The organism is Guyparkeria halophila, from assembly GCF_034479635.1.
Classification (GTDB): domain Bacteria; phylum Pseudomonadota; class Gammaproteobacteria; order Halothiobacillales; family Halothiobacillaceae; genus Guyparkeria; species Guyparkeria halophila.
Window position 1 is genome coordinate 1,985,309 of record NZ_CP140153.1, and the last position, 18,425, is coordinate 2,003,733.

Annotated in this window: 14 protein-coding genes; 6 read left to right on the forward strand and 8 right to left on the reverse strand. The window is 66.5% G+C overall.

Annotation, left to right across the window (positions count from 1 at the left end):
• Nucleotides 1-360 precede the first annotated feature (360 nt).
• The 3 genes from SR882_RS08990 to SR882_RS09000 all read left to right on the forward strand — a co-directional run bounded on the left by SR882_RS08990 (nucleotide 361) and on the right by SR882_RS09000 (nucleotide 4,882).
• Nucleotides 361-2,319 carry a methyl-accepting chemotaxis protein gene (locus SR882_RS08990; protein WP_322520911.1) on the forward strand — a complete coding sequence of 653 codons (1,959 nt, stop codon included), beginning with the start codon at nucleotides 361-363 and terminating at the stop codon, nucleotides 2,317-2,319.
• Between the two features lie 126 nt (nucleotides 2,320-2,445).
• Nucleotides 2,446-4,023 carry a BCCT family transporter gene (locus SR882_RS08995; protein WP_322520912.1) on the forward strand — a complete coding sequence of 526 codons (1,578 nt, stop codon included), beginning with the start codon at nucleotides 2,446-2,448 and terminating at the stop codon, nucleotides 4,021-4,023.
• A 64-nt stretch (nucleotides 4,024-4,087) separates the two neighbouring features.
• Nucleotides 4,088-4,882 carry a dienelactone hydrolase family protein gene (locus SR882_RS09000; protein ID WP_322520913.1) on the forward strand — a complete coding sequence of 265 codons (795 nt, stop codon included), beginning with the start codon at nucleotides 4,088-4,090 and terminating at the stop codon, nucleotides 4,880-4,882.
• A 335-nt stretch (nucleotides 4,883-5,217) separates the two neighbouring features.
• On the opposite strand, the gene SR882_RS09005 is transcribed toward SR882_RS09000, so the two are convergent.
• Nucleotides 5,218-5,460 carry a hypothetical protein gene (locus SR882_RS09005; RefSeq protein WP_322520914.1) on the reverse strand — a complete coding sequence of 81 codons (243 nt, stop codon included), beginning with the start codon at nucleotides 5,458-5,460 and terminating at the stop codon, nucleotides 5,218-5,220.
• Nucleotides 5,461-5,669: 209 nt separating this feature from the next.
• On the opposite strand from SR882_RS09005, the gene SR882_RS09010 reads away from it, so the two are divergent.
• The gene (locus SR882_RS09010; RefSeq protein ID WP_322520915.1) at nucleotides 5,670-8,651 is read left to right on the forward strand and encodes a PEP/pyruvate-binding domain-containing protein; all 2,982 of its coding nucleotides are present in this window, start codon (nucleotides 5,670-5,672) and stop codon (nucleotides 8,649-8,651) included.
• A gap of 99 nt (nucleotides 8,652-8,750) precedes the next feature.
• Nucleotides 8,751-9,998 (forward strand): serine hydrolase, encoded by a 1,248-nt coding sequence (locus tag SR882_RS09015; RefSeq protein ID WP_322520916.1) that lies wholly within the window; start codon nucleotides 8,751-8,753, stop codon nucleotides 9,996-9,998.
• A 4-nt stretch (nucleotides 9,999-10,002) separates the two neighbouring features.
• Here the strand turns inward: SR882_RS09015 and SR882_RS09020 are convergent, their stop codons facing one another.
• Nucleotides 10,003-10,914, reverse strand: a complete 912-nt coding sequence (locus SR882_RS09020) for a serine hydrolase (RefSeq protein ID WP_322520917.1) — start codon at nucleotides 10,912-10,914, stop codon at nucleotides 10,003-10,005.
• Between the two features lie 105 nt (nucleotides 10,915-11,019).
• Here SR882_RS09020 and SR882_RS09025 point away from each other — a divergent pair, with 105 nt between their 5' ends.
• Nucleotides 11,020-12,351, forward strand: coding sequence for an Npt1/Npt2 family nucleotide transporter (locus SR882_RS09025; RefSeq protein WP_322520918.1), 1,332 nt, complete (start codon nucleotides 11,020-11,022; stop codon nucleotides 12,349-12,351).
• A gap of 84 nt (nucleotides 12,352-12,435) precedes the next feature.
• Here SR882_RS09025 and SR882_RS09030 read toward each other — a convergent pair whose 3' ends face one another.
• The 6 genes from SR882_RS09030 to moaE form a co-directional block, all read right to left on the reverse strand.
• Nucleotides 12,436-13,221, reverse strand: coding sequence for a slipin family protein (locus SR882_RS09030; RefSeq protein WP_322520919.1), 786 nt, complete (start codon nucleotides 13,219-13,221; stop codon nucleotides 12,436-12,438).
• A 36-nt stretch (nucleotides 13,222-13,257) separates the two neighbouring features.
• Nucleotides 13,258-14,700: an NfeD family protein gene (locus SR882_RS09035; RefSeq protein WP_322520920.1), complete on the reverse strand. Its 1,443-nt coding sequence runs from the start codon at nucleotides 14,698-14,700 to the stop codon at nucleotides 13,258-13,260.
• Between the two features lie 197 nt (nucleotides 14,701-14,897).
• The gene (moaA, locus tag SR882_RS09040; protein WP_407653314.1) at nucleotides 14,898-15,911 is read right to left on the reverse strand and encodes a GTP 3',8-cyclase MoaA; all 1,014 of its coding nucleotides are present in this window, start codon (nucleotides 15,909-15,911) and stop codon (nucleotides 14,898-14,900) included.
• 253 nt (nucleotides 15,912-16,164) lie between these two features.
• Nucleotides 16,165-16,653: a cyclic pyranopterin monophosphate synthase MoaC gene (gene moaC / locus SR882_RS09045; protein WP_322520922.1), complete on the reverse strand. Its 489-nt coding sequence runs from the start codon at nucleotides 16,651-16,653 to the stop codon at nucleotides 16,165-16,167.
• Nucleotides 16,650-17,843, reverse strand: coding sequence for a molybdopterin molybdotransferase MoeA (locus tag SR882_RS09050; RefSeq protein WP_322520923.1), 1,194 nt, complete (start codon nucleotides 17,841-17,843; stop codon nucleotides 16,650-16,652). The genes moaC and SR882_RS09050 overlap by 4 nt, the downstream gene beginning before the upstream one ends.
• A gap of 12 nt (nucleotides 17,844-17,855) precedes the next feature.
• Nucleotides 17,856-18,338, reverse strand: a complete 483-nt coding sequence (gene moaE / locus SR882_RS09055) for a molybdopterin synthase catalytic subunit MoaE (RefSeq protein ID WP_322520924.1) — start codon at nucleotides 18,336-18,338, stop codon at nucleotides 17,856-17,858.
• Nucleotides 18,339-18,425 lie beyond the last annotated feature (87 nt).

Genomic DNA, 18,425 nt, shown 5'->3' on the forward strand with positions numbered 1-18,425 from the left:
TTGGAAAGGTGGACAAAACGACGCCGATTCGGCGGAAGGGCCGGGCGCAGGCAAAGGGTACAAACAGTAAGGAGCGGGGCCCATCCTGTCAATCCGCGTGCCCCTAGACACCGCCTCTTCCAGGGCCGAATCGGGCCGGGTGAGCGCGCCCTCCTCCGCCGGAGCATCAATCGAACACTGGAAGCAAAAAATTAGCTTATTGGCAGATAACGACAGGCTGAACTAAGTTGGCCGACGTCGATAAAAACCACACAAAACCAAGGGGTTTGGTCGGGTTTAGCGCGACGCCACGAGACACGATCCGCGGGTTCGTGGCCGTTCGCCCCCGGCCGATCCCTTTCCAGGGAGGAGCGCAACACCATGAAGGTCAATCTTCCGGTCACGCAGAAGGACGTCGACTACCCCGCGGACATGCAACTGATCTCGACCACGGACCTCAAGGGGCAGATCACCTACGTCAACCAGGACTTCATCAAGGTCAGCGGCTTCGCTTGGGACGAACTCATCGGCCGCCCGCACAACCTGATCCGCCACCCGGACATGCCGCCGGCGGCGTTCAAGGACCTCTGGCAGACCATCAAGGCCGGTCGCGTCTGGCACCAACTGGTCAAGAACCGCTGCAAGAACGGTGATCATTACTGGGTCGATGCCTATGTCACGCCGGTCTACGCCGGCGACGAGATCGTCGGCTACCAGTCGATTCGCACCAAGCCCAGCAAGGAGTCGATCGCCAAGGCCGAGAGCCTGTATCGATGGATGAACGAGAAGAAGGTCGAGAAGTTGCCAGCGAAAAGGCGACTCGCCGACCTGAGCCTGCTCCACGCCACCCTCGTCATGCTCGGCCTGCTGGGACTGGTCCAGCTCAACGAGCTGCTGGCCCCAGAGTGGATGCCCCCGTCGCTGGCCGCCATCCTTCCGGCAATCGAGCTACTGCTCACCGTTGGCCTGGGCCTGATGCTCTGGCGCGGCGTATTCCGACCGCTCGAACAGACGAGCCACATCCTGCGACGCATCGCCGGCGGCAAGCTCCGCCAACCGATCCAAGTCAGTGGCGAGAACGAGATCGGCCAGATCAACCAGTCGGCCAAGCTGTTGCAGGCCCGCCTGAGCACGGTGTTCGGCCAGTTCACCGAATCGGCGTTGTCGCTGACCGCCTCGGCCGACCAACTTTCGTCCACCGGCGCCGAGACCTCGCGTCGCATGGATCAGCAGACCCGCGAGGTCGAGCAGGTCGCCACCGCCATGAACGAGATGGCCCAGACGGTCGAAGAGGTCGCCCACAGTGCCGCGCGCACCGCCGAGACCGTCGACCGGGCGGATCGCGAGGCGCACGGTGGCAAGGAGCAGGTGCGGCGCACCCACGCGGCCGTCGGCGAGCTGGCCGGCCAGTTCGAGCAGACGGCCGGATCGATCGAATCCCTGCGGGCCCATGGCGACCGGATCGACAGCATCATCCAGGTGATCGGCGGCATTGCCGATCAGACCAACCTGCTCGCCCTCAATGCGGCCATCGAGGCCGCGCGGGCCGGGGAGCACGGTCGGGGCTTCGCGGTGGTCGCCGAAGAGGTCCGCTCGCTTGCCAGCAAGACGCAGGACTCGGCCGGCGAGATCCGCGAGATGATCGAGAGCCTGCGCCACGGCATTCAATCCGCGGTGGAGAGCGTCGAACAGGGACGCGGCCGCATGGATGACGTCGAACAGCAGGCGGACGCCACCGACCGCGCGCTCGACTCGATCACCGAGGCGGTCGACGAGATCAGCCAGATGAGCACCCAGATTGCCACCGCCACGGAGGAACAGAGCGCGGTGGCCGAGGAGATGAGCCGAAACATCACCTCGATCTCCGGCGAGACCGAGGAGACCACCGAGAACAGCCGCGACGTCGCCGAGGCTGGCCAGGCGCTTTCGACCATGGCCGCCGAGCTGCAGGCCCTGCTCGCCCAGTTCAACACCGACGCCAGCGCCAGCTTCGACTTCGCCTCGGCGCGCGCGGCGCACCTGGCGTGGAAGACCCGCCTGCGCGCGTATCTCGCCGGCGACCACGACGCCCTGGACGCCGACAACATCGCCTCCGACCACGATTGCCAGCTGGGGCGCTGGTACTTCGGGCAGGGTAAACGCAAGTACGATCAGCTGCCTGCCATGGCCGCGATCGAGGAGCCGCACCGCCAGCTACACCAGAAGGTCAAGCAGATCATCGACCTGCACCGAGACGGCGACCGGCAGCAGGCCGAGCGGGAACTACCGACGGTCGACGGGCTCTCCGATCGGATCGTCTCCCTGCTCGACGAGGTCGAGCGCGAAACGCAGGCGGCCTAGGCCCGGCGGCGACGCATCCACGCCCACGCATGCTAAGGTCGCGGGGATTTCCGCATAGTTGATCTGAATTCACCCGGTCACGGACGACCCGCCCCACGGGGAGTCCGTCGCCACGAGGGACTTCCCATGAGCCAGACCTCGCCTTCCCGCCCCAACAACGAGACGACCACCGAGACCGGCCTGGCCCGTTTTGGTGATCCGCTGGTCCTGATCCTGACCATCGGCTTCGTGATCGCCTTCATCGGCCTGTCGCTTTGGGACATGGACCGCGTGGCCGACGGGATCGGTGCCGGCTTTGCCTGGACCGCCCGCGTGCTGGGCTCCTACTTCCAGGTCTTCCTGCTGCTGACCTTCTTTATCGGCATCGGGGTCGCGCTCTCGCCGGCCGGCCGGGCGACGGTGGGTGACCTGGAACGCCCCGAGATGAGCACGTTCAAGTGGCTCTCGATCATCATGTGCACCCTGCTCGCCGGGGGCGGGGTGTTCTTCGCCGCGGGCGAGCCGGTTTACCACTTCCTGGTCACCCCGCCGGCCTTCGACACCGAGGCCGGCACGGCCGAGGCGGTCGCCGGCGCGCTGGCCCAATCGTTCATGCACTGGGGCTTTCTCGCCTGGGCGGTGCTGGGGTCGCTGACCGCCGTGGTGCTCGCCTACGCGCACTACATCAAGGGCCAGCCGCTGCGTCCGCGCACCCTGCTCTATCCGGTGTTCGGCGAGCGCATCATGCGCGGCTGGTTCGGCGGCGTGGTCGATGCGTTCTGCGTGATCGCGGTGGTCGCCGGCACGGTCGGGCCAATCGGCTTTCTCGCCACCCAGCTCTCGTTCGGCCTGTCCGAGCTATTTGGCCTGCCGGCGACCTTCGCCACCCAGCTGGGCATCCTCGCCTTTCTGGGCCTGATCTACATCACCTCGGCGGTCACCGGCGTGCATCGCGGCATCCAGTGGCTCAGCCGCTTCAACGTGCTGCTGGCAATCGCGATCGGCGCGGTGATCTTCGTCTTCGGCCCGACCCTGTTCCTGTTCAATGCCTACGTGCAGGGCATGGGCACCTACATCTCCTCGTTCTTCACCATGGCCACCATGACCGCCGAAACCGCTCCGGGCTGGTGGATGCAATGGTGGACGGTATTCTTCTTCGCCTGGTTCATCGGCTACGCGCCGCTGATGGCGGTGTTCGTCGCGCGCATTTCCCGCGGGCGTACCATTCGCCAGATGATCCTCGCCGTCGCCGTGATGGCACCCATCGCCACCACCATCTGGTTCACGCTGCTGGGCGGGTCGGGCATCTACTACCAGCTCAACGAGGTCTTCGACCTGGCCGAACCGCTGAACAACTTCCAGTTCGACGTGGCGACCCTCACCGTTGCCCAGGCCCTGCCGGGCGGCACCTGGATGGCCGCGGCGATCATGCTGCTCACGCTGATCTTCGTCGCCACCACCGGCGATTCGATGAGCTACTCCATCGCGATGGTCGGCTCGGGCCACGACGCGCCGCACCCGCTGATCCGCGCCTTCTGGGGCGGCGTGATGGCCATCATGGCCGCCATGCTGCTGTACATGGGCTCGGGGCAGATCAGCGTCCTGCAGCAGTTCATCGTCATCACCGCCATCCCGGTGTCGCTGATCCTGCTGCCCTCGCTGTGGACCGGGCCGAAGACGGCCTACGCCATGGCCCGCGCGCAGGGACTGCTGGCCAAGGACTGACGGTCGGCGGCATCGGCAAACGCTGCCTATACTTCCCACGGTTTCACCGTAAAGGAGCAGGACCATGCACAGTCAGCCACGCGCCCCAATCCCCCTGACCACCACGCTTCTCGCCGCGGCGCTCGCCTGGCACGCCCCGGCGGGTGCCATGGAGATGGACGGCAACTGGGAGCCGGATGGCGAGGACGTCGGCTACCAGGTCGACGGGGAAGCCTTTACCGGCTACCTCAGCCCCGCCGAGGGCAAGTCCCGCGGTACGGTGCTGATCGTCCACGACTGGGACGGCATCGATGACTACGAGCGCAAGCGCGCCGACATGGTGGCCGAAATGGGGTATGACGCCTTCGCCGTGGATCTCTACGGCAAGGGCAACCGCCCGCAGGAAACCGGTGCCAAGAAGGCGGAGACCGAGCGCCTCTACCAGGATCGCGAGCGCATGCAGACGCTCACCCGCGCCGGCCTCCAGTTCGCGCGCGACCAGGGCGTGGCCGAGAAGACCGTCGTCATGGGTTACTGCTTCGGCGGCGCGGTGGTGCTGGAGGCGGCTCGCAACGGGCTGGTCGATCAAGCCGCAGGCTACGCCACCTTCCACGGCGGCCTGGGCACGCCGGAAGGCCAGGGCTGGTCCGATCCCGGCGCCCCCATCCTGATCGCCCACGGCGGGGCCGACTCGATGATCTCGATGAACGACGTCGCCACGCTGTCAGGCGAACTCGAGGACGCCGGCGCGACCTACACCATCGAGGTCTACTCGGGCGCCCCGCATGCCTTCACGGTATTCGGCACCGACCGCTACCAGGCGCGCGCCGACGAGCAATCCTGGGCGGCCTTTACCGGGTTGCTCGACGAGGTCTTCTGAAGCCAGCCGGACGCTCAACGAGAAAGGCCCGACCTGATGTCGGGCCTTTTCTGTATCCGGTCTCGCAAGGAAGGTCTGTACGATTCGATAGTGCCTCTGCGGGACCGCCAAGGGCCCAGTTGCAAGGCGCAGTCCGCCGTGAATGGCGGGGTCCTTCACAAGGAGTGCAACGCCGAAAACGGGTCCTTGGCGGCTCGCCCGAAGGGGCTGGCGGGTTTGCCCGCACTCGGCGTTGCCGCCCCTCGCCGGGCAATGAGCCCGCCTTCGGCACGCCGCCTTGATTGCGAACAAACCCGCCAGCCAGAGGCGCCATCGAATCGTACAGACCTTCCTTGTCAGGTCTGCTGCCACCACGCGGTGCGCGACTTGAGCTTCTGGATGTGGTGGCGCACCGCCCGGGAGGCGGCCGTCTCGATTACCGCCTCGCGCTGGCGCCTCGGCACCCCCTGGGCGTGCCCCCAAACCTCCATCTGCGCGGCCAGGGCCGATTTCAACGGCTCGATCTCGACCCGGTTCTCCTCGAGCCAGTCGAGGGCGAACTTGATGGCATCACTGGTCAGTATCTCGCGGTTGGTCATGGGGCAGGGCAATCCGTCTGGTCGGGTGAATCAATCGATCCTTCGGGGTCGTTGGCGATCCCGGCCGAAAAACGGATCGCATCCTACCGAATTCATCGGTCGGACACACCCGTTCGGCCAGCGTTCCCCGGCGTTACGTGCCGGCAACCCGACTAGACTCATCGGGTAAGCCGCCACCCCACTCGGCCACGGAGTAAGATCGCTCAGCCATGTTCGGCCTGACCACTCACCTGCCCCGCCACGCGATCCCCTCGCGAGTCACCGCGCTGATCGGCGTGGCACTCCTGCTGCTCGGCCTGACGATAACGGGCAAACCGGCCATGGCCGATGACGCCTCATCGCCCAGCACCGAGCAGATGCGCGAATGGATCGAGGCGATGAAGGCCGCCCCGCGCGGGCCATTCGAGCGGATTCGCTGGTTCTGCGAGGACGGCACCGTCCTGCCACCGAAACCGTATGCCTGTGGCGATCACGGTGGCGGCATCCAGCACGGCGAGTGGAGCGAGCGCACCCAGGCCATCCGCGCCCAGGGCTATCCGCTGGCCACCCTGCTCGCGGAACTCGAACCCGACGACTATCTCGGACCCAATGGGCAACATCAGGCACTGCGCCTGATCCTGATCGAACGCTTCCTGATCCGGGCCGATGACGGCTGGGTCTTTCGCCGTGCCCGCTATTACCGTGGGGCGATCCAGATCGAGGACGAGGAGCGCCAGGCCCGCGCCCTGCTGCTCGGCCTGGCCGGTGATCCGTGGTGGCACGACCCGGATCGCTTCCTGCTGCTGCGCGAGACGACCCGCCTGCTGCCGGTCGATGGCGACCACCCGGCGGCCAGCCAGGCGCGGGATCTCGCCATCGAGATCGCCGAGGCCGCCCCGGACTTTCAGGACCTGCGCATCAAGCTGCACGGCATGCCGGATGCCGGTGACATCCAGCGGGTAACCGAGTACGCCCGAGGGAACGACGACCCGGCCCTGGACGTGCCCCTGCAGACGCTTGGCCGGGCACTCGAGGCCCTTTACGCACCCCAGGCCGCCGTGGACCGCCTGAGAGCGCTGGGCGGGCGCAGCGCCGATGGCGATCTGCGTCGCTCTCTGCTCGAGGCAGCCGACCGCCTCGAGCGAAGCCGGACACTCACCCATCGGCTGACCACGACCGGGCAGCTCGCACACCAAGTCCGCCAGCGCATCGAGGCGCCCACGACCTCGCCGGAACAAAGGCTACGCCTGCTGCAGGCCAGCCTGGCGCTGGAGCAGGAGGCCTTTGCGGTTGCCAGCCACCTGTTCGAACGCAACCAGACCGATCCGGCCACCCGCCGCGACCAGTTGACCTGGTTGCGTGCCCTGGGCGAGAGCCTGTACGGCACCGGCCTGTTGTCCGCCCGGCAATGGCAACACCTCTCGGCGAGCATCGACGGTCTCCTCGACGCGCCGTCCGTACCGGCGTCTCGCTTTGCCACCGAACTGGCCTACCTGGCGCGCACCGCCGGCTGGGCGCAGCGAGCGCTCGGGTTTCATTTCGATCTCGCCATCGACCGCTGGGCGGATCTCACCCCGGAGGTCGGGCACTTCATCCCCGACCGACTGCGCGACAGTCCGTTGCTGTTCTTCAGCCGCCTGCTCGACTGCCTGCGCGATGAGGCCGGGCAACTGACGGATACGCGCCACCGCCTGTTCGGCGAGCCCCTCGCGACCGGGCTTCGACCACTCAACCCCGGCCTGAGCCGTGGGGTGCTGCGCCCGGTACCGGCCGACGGGGAGCGCTTCGATCCCGAGGGCATCTACCTGCTGCCCGAGACCACCGCCTCGTTACCGCCGATGGCCGGCATCCTGACTCGCGGGGCGGGCAACTCGCTCTCGCACGTCCAACTGCTGGCCCGCAACCTGGGCATTCCCAACGTGGTGGTCGACGAGGCGCTGCTCACTCGCATCGGAACGCATCTCGGCGAGCGGGTCGTGCTGGCAGTGAGCCCGGGCGGGCGCGTTCAGCTGGCCGCCGACGGCCCGGAGTGGCAGGGGCTTCTCGACCGGCGGCAGGGCGAGCGGGAGCCACGGATCGAGGTGAACTGGGACAAGCTCGACCTGGAAAACACCGCGCTGCGCTCGCTCCACGGCTTGCGTGCCGACGATGCGGGTCGCCAGGTCGGGCCCAAGGCGGCCAACCTGGGTGAGCTCGCCCGTCACTACCCCGAACAGGTGAGTGCGGGGCTGGCGATTCCATTCGGCGTCTTCCGTGAACTGATCGACCAACCAATCCGCCCCGGCGGGCCGACGGCCTTCGAGTGGCTCGAACAGGAATACGAACGCCTGGGTCGCATCGAGGACAGCGAAACCCGCGACCAGGCCACTGCCGAGATGTTGACTCGGATGCGGCAATGGATCGCAACGGTCGACTTGCCCACCGGTTTTCGCGAGCGGTTGCGCGCCCGTCTGGTCGAGACCTTCGGTTCGGCCGACACCGCCGGGGTGTTCGTGCGCAGCGACACCAATGTCGAGGACCTGCCGGGATTCACCGGTGCCGGGCTCAATCGCACGGTCGCCAACGTGGTCGGCTTCGAGGCCATCATCGATGCCATGCGCGAGGTGTGGGCCTCGCCGTTCACCGAGCGCGCTTATGCCTGGCGCCAGGCACGCATGGATGCCCCGGCACACGTGTACCCGGCGGTCTTACTGCAGGCGACGGTGCCGGTGGACAAGTCGGGGGTGCTGGTCACCGCCGATCTGGATACCGGCGATCGACACTGGCTAAGCATCGCGACCAGCGAAGGGCTGGGCGGCGCGGTTGACGGGCAGGCGGCCGAGGAGTTGCGGGTGCATCGGGAAAGCGGAGCCGTGCGGCTGCTCAGCCAGGCCACGGCCCCCACCCGACTGGCCGTGCGACCCGTGGGCGGCGTTGAGCGGATCGCCGCCGAGGGGCCGACCACCCTGCTCTCGCCGGCGAACATCGACCGGCTGCGCCACCTGACCGACGACGTCGAAAACCGGGATCTGCTGCCGGTCGACGACGCCGGGGAGCGGCCGGTGGCCGACATCGAATTCGGCTTTGTCGGCGATCGGTTGGCCCTGTTCCAGATTCGCCCGCTGGTGGAAAACCGCCGGGCCCGGGCCAACCAATACCTGATCGCGCTCGACCGCCCGCTGCGTGACACCGACGCCCCGGCGGTCGACCTCTCCCGACCACCCGGCCAATAGGCGCGCCGGCTGTCGTTCCACCACCCACTGACCTATGCTCGACACATGAGCCCCATAAGCCGACATGCCCCTCCCCGTCCGGCATTGGCACCGGTGGTAGTGATCGCAGGACTGGCCGGCCTGATCGGCTTGCTGCTGCCCGCCACCCTGCCGGCCTATCCCCTGGATGCCGCCGAGGAGACCGGCATCGAACGCCTGGAGGGCTACCGCCTGGCCAACCAGGGGGAAATCGCCGGCAACCGGCTGCCGCCGGGGGCCCTGCTCGACCGCGACCAGATCCGCCTGCGCCTGACCGATCGGGCGACCTTCGAGCTCCCCGAGGCCGATCCGGCGTTCACGCGTCGTGTGGTCGACCTGCTGGGGGCCGAGGCGTCCCGGTACAGCGTCAGTGTGCTCGACATCAGCGACCCGGAACGTCCCCGCTACGCGGAGCACAACGGCGTGACCCGCCGCACGCCCGGGAGTGTCGGCAAGGTCATGCTGGCCACCGCCCTGCTGCAGCAAATCGCCGACCGCTACCCCGACGACATCGAGGCCCAGCAGCGACTGCTGCGCGAGACGCCGGTCACCGCGGACACATTCATCCAGTGGGACAGTCACACGGTGCCGTTCTGGGATGGCGAGAACCGGCGTTTCACGCGCCGCCCGCTGCGGGTGGGCGACACGGCCAATCTATGGACCTACCTCGACTGGGCCATGTCGGCCAGCTCGAACGCCGCGGCCAGCGCGGTGATGAAACAGCTGATGCTGTTGCACTACTTTGGCGACGACTATCCGGTGGCACCCGAGCGAGAGGCCGAGCTGTTCGACCGGCCACCCGCCGAACGGCGCGACATCCTGCTCGAGGCCCTGGTCGAGCCGATCGCCCGCAACGGACTGGATACCGACCAATTGCGCCAGGGGGCCTTTTTCACCAGCGGTGGCAAGGCGCGGGTCGCGGGCACCAACAGCCTGGGCACCACCCGCGAGCTGATGCGCCTGCTGGTCAAGATGGAGAAGGGGAAACTGGTCGACGAGTGGTCGAGCCGGGAATTGAAGCGACTGCTGTACATGACTCAGCGGCGCATCCGCTACGCCTCCTCGCCGGCACTGCGTGACGCGGCCGTGTTCTTCAAGTCCGGCTCACTCTACAAGTGCGACCGGGAGGCGAATCCGGACTGCGGCAAGTACCGCGGCAATGTCTACAACTACATGCACTCGGTCGCGATCGTCGAACACCCGGCCGGCGACCCGAAACAGGTCTACCTGGTGACGATGACCTCCAACGTGCTCAACAAGAACTCGGCGGTAGCGCACCAGAGTTTCGCGACGCAACTGCATCGCCTGATGGAGGCCGGCCAGGAATGACCGGTCAGCGCGCCGAGACCGCTCCGAGCCTGGCCGTGCGGATCGGCGCGTCCATGATCAACCCGTCGAGCTCGACGATCAGCCGCTTGAGCCATTCGCCGCCGCTGGGATTCTGCGCCAGGCCCACGGCGATGTAGGTGCGCCCGTCGTGCTCGACGATGGCGCTGTCGGCGTGCCAGTCGCGCCAAGTGCCCGACTTGCGGTAGATCTGCGCTTGAGGCACCTCGCCGAGCAGCCCGCCGACGAACTTGTGCGAGATGGCGGGCTCACCGAGGATGCGCTTCATCTCGCGGGAGGATTGCGGCGAGACCAGCTCGCCCTTCTCGAGCAGGTAGTAGAACCGGGCTACCTGGAAGGCCGTCGCCCCGTGAGACAGATGATGCAACGGGTCGCGCTGATAGGCCGAACCCCGGCCGTATTCCTTGCCGACCCACAGCCCGCCGTTGAGTGATTCGTCGTAGAGGCGATAGCGGGGCGAACGCAGCAACTCGTTGATGTAGTCGCGGCCCACCTTGCCGATCATGGCGGTAGCGGCGCTATTCGACGAGTTGCGGATCATGCGGGTCATCAGATCGCGTGTCTCGTCATCGAGGGTCAGTGCCCCCTCGTCGATTCGCTGGAAGGCGGCGAGCAGGATCGCGATCTTGGGCAGGCTGGCCGCGTAGAGCATGGCATCGCCATTGACCTCGGCCAGCCGGGGCTGGTCGGGATCGGTGACATCCACCAGCGCCACCGACAACTGGCCGGCCTCGACCGATCGGCCCAGTTGCAGGGCATCCAGGCGCTCTTCGAGCTGCGCCTGCAAGGCCGGATCGGTGGCCTCACGCAGCGCGACGGCATCCGCCGGCAGGGCGGCCTGCCCGAGGCCCGGTCCGACCGACCAGAATAGAAAAACCAACGCCAGCTGTCGCCACATGGCCACCTCCTGATCCGGGGCATCCGGATGGAAAACAAAATTGCCCTGAACACTACCCCATTAATGCCGTAAAGTCATGGAGATAGTCACGTTGAAGGAAGCACGGTGACCCCGCAGACCGACTCGAACCACCCCGGACCCAGCCGTCCCGGGCCCGGCAATCCCGAACCGGGCGGCTTCGGGGCCCGTCATCCGTGGCTGCTGCGGCGTGTCCTGCTGTTCACCAACTTCTTCCTGATCATCGCGGCGGTCTACCACCTCAAGCCGGCCAGCCGCTCGCTGTTCCTCAGCGCACTGGGTGCCGATGCCCTGCCCTATGTCTGGATTGCCACGGCCACGGCGCTGGCCCTGACCATCGGCCTGTATCACCGCCTGATCGCGCGCTATTCCCGCATCCACGTGGTCCTGGGCACCTGCGCGGTGGTGATCACGGTCCTGCTGGGGTTCTATCCGTTCCTCGACGGCAGCGGTTTCGCCGCGGCGTTCGCCTTTTACGTGTTCGTCGACATGGTCAGCGTGATCCTGGTCGAACAATTCTGGAGCCTGACCAACACGATCTTCTCCACCCGCGAGGGCAAGCGCTGGTACGGGTTCATCGCCACCGGCGGACTGGTGGGCGGGGTCGCCGGTGGCATGGCCTCCAGTGCGTGGATACGCGAGGCGGGCCTGGAAACCATGGACCTGCTGCCGATCGCGGCGGCCATCATCGGCCTGATCGTCGGCCTGACCCTGCTGATGGGCCGGACCGGCCTTTACCGCGAGAAACCCGGCGTGGCCAACCACCACAGCCAGTCTGCCGGCGACTGGCGGGCGATCCTGCGGCACCGCTACCTGTTGCTGATCGCGGGCATCCTGCTGCTGGCTCAGATCGCCGAACCGATCATCGAATACCAGTTCATGAAGGTGGTCGAGGCGACCGTCACCGATCGCGACGCGCGCACGGCCTACCTGGGCGCGTTCTTCGGCGTACTCAGCGCGGTGGCGATCGGCATCAACCTGCTGATCACGCCGCTGGTGCATCGCTGGCTCGGGGTGCTCGGTGGCCTGTTCGCCCAACCCATCGCGGTGGTGATCGGCAGCGTCGTGTACCTGTCGCAAGCCACCCTGCAGGCCGGGGCGTTTCTCAAGATCGCCGACCGCGGCCTGTCTTACTCGATCAACCGCGCCTCCAAGGAGCTCCTGTACGTGCCGATCGAGCCATTGCTGATGTTCCGGGCCAAGGCCTGGATCGACATGTTCGGCTACCGGCTGTTCAAGGTGGCCGGTTCACTGCTGATCCTGTTGCTGACCCAGTGGCTTCCGTGGCCACTGGAGGCCGCACAGCTCGCCTGGGTGGTCGTCGCCATCTGTCTGCTGTGGATGGCCGCCCTCACCCGACTGGGGAGCCGGTATCGCGGCATCCTTGACCGGGCCGAAGCCATCGCGGAAACCCGCTGAGGCTGACCACTCAGTAAAAAGCCCGACGACCAGAAAGCCGTCGGGCCAGTGGGAAATCCAGCCGCCCCCGCGAATCGACCGCGATCAGCCCTCGGGGCGTTTCTGCGAGAAGTGGCCGGTGAACTCCTGGAAGGCGTTGGTCAGCTCGATCGGCAAGGGGAAGAACACCGAGCTGGTCTTGCCGTTGGTGGACATGTCGGCCATGGTCTGCAGGTAACGCAACTGCAGCGCGGCGGGGCTGTCCTTCATCATGTCGGCGGCCTGCACCAGTTTCTCGGCGGCCTGCAACTCACCCTCGGCGTGGATGACCTTGGCCCGCCGTTCGCGCTCGGCCTCCGCCTGGCGAGCGATCGCGCGAATCATGGATTCGTCCAGGTCGACATGCTTGATCTCGACGTTGGCCACCTTGATGCCCCAGGCATCGGTCTGCTGATCGAGGATGCCCTGGATGTCATTGTTGAGCTTGTCGCGCTCGGAGAGCATCTCGTCGAGATCGTGCTTGCCGAGCACCGAGCGCAAGGTGGTCTGGGCCAACTGGCTGGTGGCCTGGTTGTAATTTTCCACCTGAATCACGGCGCGCTCGGGATCGACAACACGGAAGTAGAGCACCGCGTTGACCCGCACGGTGACGTTGTCCTGCGAGATCACATCCTGGCTGGGCACGTCCAGCGTGATGATGCGCAGGTCGACCTTGACCATCTGCTGGATCACCGGAATGACGATAATCAGGCCCGGGCCCTTGACCCGCTGGAACCGGCCCAGGAAGAACACCACGCCGCGCTCGTACTCGCGCAGCACGCGCAAGGACATGGCGATGATCGCGACCAGCACGATCAGCGGCACGACCAGAAATCCGAAATTACCGAGCATCGTCCTTCTCCTCCCGGGCCTGTAGGCCCTCCGTTTTCATCGTGGCGATTCGTCTCTATCCATCGGCTCGACACTCAGCATGAGCCCGTCGATGGCGACCACCCTTACCGCCTGACCCTCCCGGACCGGTGTGCGGGTCCGGGCATTCCACAACTCACTGTGAATGAACACTCGACCGCTGGTGTCGAAATCTTCCTTGGCGACGCCCTGCATGCCGATCATCTCTTCGTAACCGGTCGCCGGTTTCTTGCGGCGCACGTCGAGAAAGCGCCCCAGCACCCAGATCGAGAAGCCCGCGATGGCGATCGCGACGCCGATGATCAGGGGCAATGCCACGTTCAGATTGGGGTCGTCCCAGAGCATGATGGATCCTGCGGTGAAGGCGGCCAGACCACCGATGCCGAGCGCGCCGAAACTGGGCACGAACGCCTCGGCGACCATGAAGATGATACCGAGCAGGATCAGCGCCAGACCGGCGTAGTTCAGCGGCATGACCTGCAGGGCGAAGAAGGCCAGGATCAGGGCAATCGAGCCGATCGTCCCGGGGACGATCGCCCCGGGATTCGCCAGCTCAAAGATGATGCCGTAGATCCCGATCAGGAGCAGGATATACGCGATATTGGGATTGGTGATCACGGCCAGAAGCTTGGCGCGCCAGTCCGGGTCCTCGCGAACCACCTCGATGCCCTGCGTCGACAACGTCCGGCTCGTGCCGTTGACCATCACCTCGCGGCCGTCGATCTGCATGAGCAAATCGGAGACATCGTCGGCCACCACATCGATGACATTGCGTTCGAGTGCCTCGCGCGCGCCGAGGTTGAAACCCTCCCGCACGGCGGACTCGGCCCAGTCGGCATTGCGATCGAAACGTTCGGCCAGGCCGCGGATATAGGCCACCGCATCCTCGAGCACCTTGCGCTCCATGGCATCGCCACCGCGACGCGGGGACTCGTCAGCATCCTCTCCATCGTCAGACGGCTCGGTGGCCTTCTCGCCATCGCCATCCTCTGCCCCCTCCGGGGGCGTCATGCCGGGCAATCCGCCCCCGCCCATCTGCACCGGCGTGGCCGAGCCGAGGTTGGTCGAGGGGGTCATGGCCGCGATGTGCGAGCCGTAGAGGATATAGGTGCCGGCACTGGCCGCCCGCGCGCCGGCCGGGTGGACGTAGCTCGCCACCGGCACGTCGGCCTGCAGGATGGCCTGGATCATCGAGCGCATGCTGGAATCCAGACCGCCGGGGGTGTCGAGCTGCAGGATGACCAGTTCGGCACGGCGCCCCTCGGCCGACTCGATCCCGCGGATCACGTAGTCGGCGGTCGCCGGGGTAATCGCATCCTGCACCGTCAACAGCACGGCCTGCCGACGATCGTCCTGCGCCGCGGCGATGGCCAGCCAGATCAATCCGGCCAGGATCAACAACGGCCATGCCAACCGGCGCCAGAAAGCGCGAGACGGACGTTCTGGAAATGCAGCCTGCATGCGGGTTTCACCCTCCCTTTCGGTGACCGACGGCATTTGCCATCAGAACCCGGTAACAGCATAGGCCATTGACCTCACGAGGACAGGGTGACGCCATGGGTGGGGCCCCACGAAAAAGGCCGCCCCCTGGAATGACCCTGGGACGGCCTGGGACGGCCTGGGACGGCCTGGCCGGATGCTGCCGCGGCGAGCCGTGCTCAGCCGCCGGTCATCGACATGAAGCGGATCACCTTCTCGGGCTTTTCCGTGAACTCGTGACGCTCGGGCTTGAGCGCGATTGCCTGGATCAGCGCCTCCTTGAGCTCGTCGTCGGGAATACCCTTGCGGAGCAGCGGACGGAAGGAAAAGCTCTCCTCCTGACCCAGGCACATGTACATGGTGCCGTCGCAGGACAGTCGCACGCGGTTGCAGGTCTCGCAGAAATGCTCGGACATGGGGGTGATGAACCCGACCATGGTGTCGGTACCCGCCACCTGCAGGTAACGCGCCGGGCCGGCGCCGGTGACCGAATTGACCGCCGGGATCAGGTCGTACTTGGCCTTTAGGCGCTTCTTGACGTCCTGGAGGCTGACGTAATGGTCGATCGCATCCCGGCCGGTCTCGCCCATCGGCATGGTCTCGATCATCCGCAGGGTGAAGCCGTTGTCGATGCAGTAGTCGAGCAACCCCTCCATGTCGTGCTCGTTGAGGCCCTTCATTACCACGGCGTTGATCTTGATCGGGTCGAAGCCGGCGGCCTTGGCCGCGGCCAGCCCGTCGACGACCTTGTCGACCTTGCCCTTGGTGATCGACTTGAACCGCTCGGGATCGAGGGTATCGAGACTGACGTTGATGCGATCGGCGCCCGCCGCGCGCAGGGTTTCTGCCATCTTGTTCATGCGGGTGGCGTTGGTCGACAGCGAGACGTCCTGAATGCCGGGCATCGAGGCGACCCGGCCGACGATGTCCTCGATGCCCTTGCGCACCAGGGGCTCGCCACCGGTAATGCGGACATGGGACAGGCCCATGTCGGCCATCACACCCACCAGCCGCTCGATTTCGTCGGGCGTCAGCCAGTGCTCGGGCACCTCGAAGTCCTTGAAGCCCTCGGGCATGCAGTAGAAACAGCGCAGGTCGCAGCGGTCCGTTACGGACAGCCGCAGGTAGTTGATGGAGCGGCCAAACGGGTCGGTCAACTGCTGCATTTTCTGGTCAGCCCTTGCCTGGACCATGCCTCCATCCGGGTGGCATGGGTGTCTTCAACGTGCGCGGCCGGCGTGGCAGCCCGCCGCGCGGGAAATGGGGCCCGGCCGAGACCGAGGGGTCGGAATCGGCCTCGACCGGGACCTGCGATGCAGGAGCAAGTGAAACGTGCGTCATGTTCACTTGGACATAACGGTATCAGCCGCGCTCGAAAATGCAAGCGTTATGGCGGGAAAAACCGAACGCCTGCGCCGACACCCGCCTCCACCCCGGCGCCGGGCGTCAGGACACGGCGCCCGCCTGCCAGTGACCACTCTTGCCACCGCGTTTTTCCAGCAGGCGCGTCTGCTCGATCACCATGCCGCGATCGACCGCCTTGCACATGTCGTACAACGTCAACGCGGCCACCGAGGCCGCGGTGAGCGCCTCCATCTCCACGCCGGTCTGACCGGTGACGGCGCATTCGGCGGTGATGTGGACCGCGTGACGGTCGGGCTCGGGGGTGAGCTCGACCTTCACCTTGGTCAGCATCAGCGGGTGACACATCGGGATCAGATCGCCGGTGCGCTTGGCGGCCATGACCCCGGCAATACGCGCCGTGGCCAGCACGTCACCCTTCTTGTGACCGCCGGAGAGAATCAACTCCAGCGTCTCCGGCTGCATCACGATGCGTGACTCGGCCACGGCAACGCGCTGGGTGTGCGCCTTGTCGCCAACGTCGACCATGCGGGCCTCGCCCTTCTCGTCGAGGTGCGTGAGGGTGCGGCTCATAGGCCAATCTCCTTGAAGGCGGTGTATTCGACCGGGTCGCCCGCAGCGAGTCGGGCGTCCGGCGGGATCAGTGCGAGACCATCGGCCCAGGCAAGCGAACTGAGCAGCCCCGAGTTCTGGTCCGGGTAGGGTTCGAGCATCAATCGGCCCTCGCCCGCGATACGGCGCACCCGGATGTACTCGGGACGATCACCCCCCTGGCGGGCGGCGGCCAGCGGCAGCCACTGCGTCGGCCAGGCACCCGGCTCGGCCTCGCCGGCCAACCGGTCGATCGCCAGGCGCACGAATCGCAGGTAGGTAACGAAGGTGGAGACCGGATTGCCCGGCAGGCCGAGAAACGGTGTGCCCAGCACCTCGCCGATTGCCAGCGGCTTGCCCGGCTTGAGAAAGATGCGCCAGTGATCGATCCGCCCCAGCGCCTCGACGCCAGCGCGCACCAGATCGGCCTCGCCGACCGACACACCGCCGGAGGTAACGATCAGGTCGGCCCGTGCCGCCTCGCGCAACTGGGCATCGATCACCTCGCGGTCGTCCGGCAGGCAGGCACGCTGGACGATCTCGACGCCGGCGGCGCGCAGCAGCGCCTCGAGCATCGGCCCGTTGGCGTCATAGATCTTGCCTGGCGCAAATGGGTCACCGGGCGCCAGCAGTTCGTCACCGGTGGTCAGCAGCGCGACCCGCACCCGCCGACGCACCGCGACCGTGGCCTCGCCAGTACTGGCGATCAGCCCCATCTGCGCCACGCTGATGCGGGTGCCGGTTTCGAGCAGAACCTGCCCTTCACGCGTATCCGCCCCGGCGGCGCGCACCCCGGCACCGATCGACAGATCCTCTTGCCAATGCCCCCGCTGCGCATCGAGTTCGACCGACTCCTGGGCAATCACGGTGTCCGCCCCCTCGGGCAACAGGGCGCCGGTGAAGATACGCATGGCGGTGCCTGGGGCGAGCGTTGCCGGCGGGTCACCGGCAAACTGCTTGCCAACCACGGGCAACGACTCGCCCGCCACCAGGGGGCCGGCCACCGTGTAACCGTCGAACAGACTCAACGGCGCAATCGGCACGTCGCGGGGCGCGGCCAACGGCGCGGCCAGTACGCGACCGACCGACTCGAGCACGGGCACCCGTTCGACCTCTGCCAGTGGCTCGATCCAGTCGGCCAACCGTTTGATGACGTCCTCGACGGATTCCACGCAACCTTCTCCTCAATCGAAATCGGCAAACCAGCGCCGACGGGCCGCCTCATCGCTCTCGCGAGCATCCACCCAGCGGGTGTTGCCCTCGGGATCGACCTCCTTCTTCCAGAACGGCGCGTGGGTCTTGAGATAGTCCATCACGAAGGTGCAGGCCTCGAGGGCATCGCCGCGGTGGGCGCTGGCGACCGCGACCAGCACGATCTGATCAGTGGGCCGGAGGTGACCGACGCGGTGAACGATGCTCACGCCGGCCAAGGGCCAACGCGATATCGCCTCATCGGCCACGCGTTCGAGCGCCCGCTCGGTCATGCCGGGATAATGTTCGAGGACGAGATCACTGACTTCCAGGTCGTCGTTGATGTCGCGCACGGTGCCGAGAAAACTGACGACCGCCCCGACATGGGCGCATTGCGAGCGCAATTCGCCGAGGACATTGCCGATGTCGAAATCGGCCTTTTGGACACGGATGGAACGGTACACGGTGAAGGTCACTGCCCTGCTGGATATTTCCAACAAACTATAACGACCCAGGTGCCTCGCGCCAAGGCTGACACAGCCGAAGCGCGCGCGGGCGCGTTC

Excerpts from the sequence above, each read along its gene's own strand:
- SR882_RS08990 (WP_322520911.1), top strand. The coding sequence starts at position 361 with ATGAAGGTCAATCTTCCGGTCACGCAGAAGGACGTCGACTACCCCGCG.
- SR882_RS08995 (WP_322520912.1), top strand. The coding sequence starts at position 2,446 with ATGAGCCAGACCTCGCCTTCCCGCCCCAACAACGAGACGACCACCGAG.
- SR882_RS09000 (WP_322520913.1), top strand. The coding sequence starts at position 4,088 with ATGCACAGTCAGCCACGCGCCCCAATCCCCCTGACCACCACGCTTCTC.
- SR882_RS09005 (WP_322520914.1), bottom strand. The coding sequence starts at position 5,460 with ATGACCAACCGCGAGATACTGACCAGTGATGCCATCAAGTTCGCCCTC.
- SR882_RS09010 (WP_322520915.1), top strand. The coding sequence starts at position 5,670 with ATGTTCGGCCTGACCACTCACCTGCCCCGCCACGCGATCCCCTCGCGA.
- SR882_RS09020 (WP_322520917.1), bottom strand. The coding sequence starts at position 10,914 with ATGTGGCGACAGCTGGCGTTGGTTTTTCTATTCTGGTCGGTCGGACCG.
- SR882_RS09030 (WP_322520919.1), bottom strand. The coding sequence starts at position 13,221 with ATGCTCGGTAATTTCGGATTTCTGGTCGTGCCGCTGATCGTGCTGGTC.
- SR882_RS09035 (WP_322520920.1), bottom strand. The coding sequence starts at position 14,700 with ATGCAGGCTGCATTTCCAGAACGTCCGTCTCGCGCTTTCTGGCGCCGG.
- moaA (WP_407653314.1), bottom strand. The coding sequence starts at position 15,911 with ATGGTCCAGGCAAGGGCTGACCAGAAAATGCAGCAGTTGACCGACCCG.
- moaC (WP_322520922.1), bottom strand. The coding sequence starts at position 16,653 with ATGAGCCGCACCCTCACGCACCTCGACGAGAAGGGCGAGGCCCGCATG.